We start from the raw sequence: 1,122 nt of genomic DNA, 5'->3' as shown, positions 1-1,122 counted from the left end.
GCCAAGGTTGCCGCGCCTGAGCGTCCGGCCATCTCCTACGCCGGTGACGGCGCCTGGGGCATGTCCATGGTTGAGATCATGACCTGTGTCCGTGAGCAGATCCCGGTCACCTCGATCGTCTTCCACAACCGTCAGTGGGGTGCCGAGAAGAAGAACCAGGTCGACTTCTACAGCCGTCGCTTCGTCGCGGGTGAGCTGGAGAACCCGAGCTTCGCCGAAATCGCACGCTCCATGGGTGCGCAGGGCGTCACCATCGACAAGCTGGAAGACATCGGTCCGGCGCTGAAGCAAGCTTGCGACGCGCAGAAGGACGGTGTGACCACCGTTATCGAGATCATGTGTACTCGTGAGCTGGGCGACCCCTTCCGCCGCGATGCACTGTCCGTACCGGTTCGTCACCTGGAGAAGTACAAGGACTTCCAGTAACAGTCCGCTTAATCGTCCGTTGGCGGGTGGATCGCACCGATCCGCTCGCCCTTTTACGACGATACAAAAACCGGCCGGTTCTCGGCCGGTTTTTCTCCCTCCATCGACATAACTTCCACGATAGCGGTGGTTATCTCAATGGGCAGAGACCCCATCCAAACCTCCCAACAATAACCTCAGAATAAACTAAGGGCTGTGTGATGAAGGCGCTCAACAATATCTTCAAACGGGCGGCAGATGCGCCCAAACGCGTGGTACTGGCCGAAGGCGAAGACCCGCGGATCCTCGAAGCGGCTACCGTGGCTACCGAGCGCGGCATCGCGCAGATCACCGTGCTGGGCGACGACGCCAAGATCCGTGCCCTGGCGGCGGAAAATAACCTCAACCTCGACGGCATTACCCTGCTGGATCCGGCCAGCTCGCCGGAGCTGGCGCGCTACGCCGATGCGCTGTACCAGAAGCGCAAAGCCAAGGGCATGACCGAGGCGCAGGCCGCCGAGCAGGTCAAGAACCCGCTGATCTACGCCCAGGTGATGGTCCAGTTGGACGATGCCGACGGCTCCGTGGCCGGCGCGGTCTACACCACCGGCGACGTGGTGCGCTCGGCGATCCAGATCATCGGCATGGCGCCCAGCGCCAGCATGATCTCCAGCTTCTTCCTGATGATGCTGTGCGAGCCGTTCCATGAGTTGAAGG

General features: G+C 61.4%; 2 protein-coding genes. Both read left to right on the top strand.

Annotation, left to right across the window (positions count from 1 at the left end):
- Positions 1-426: thiamine pyrophosphate-dependent enzyme (locus DV711_RS19240; protein ID WP_243633894.1), on the top strand; the 426-nt coding region annotated here is incomplete at its 5' end.
- 200 nt (positions 427-626) lie between these two features.
- The coding region (locus DV711_RS19235) for a phosphate acyltransferase (protein ID WP_279386530.1) at positions 627-1,122 on the top strand (496 nt) is incomplete at its 3' end.

Source organism: Motiliproteus coralliicola, assembly GCF_003345655.1.
In the GTDB taxonomy this organism is placed as follows: Bacteria; Pseudomonadota; Gammaproteobacteria; order Pseudomonadales; family Balneatricaceae; genus Motiliproteus; species Motiliproteus coralliicola.
The sequence above is the reverse complement of the archived record's forward strand: the minus strand, read 5'-3'. Positions and strand labels throughout refer to the sequence as shown.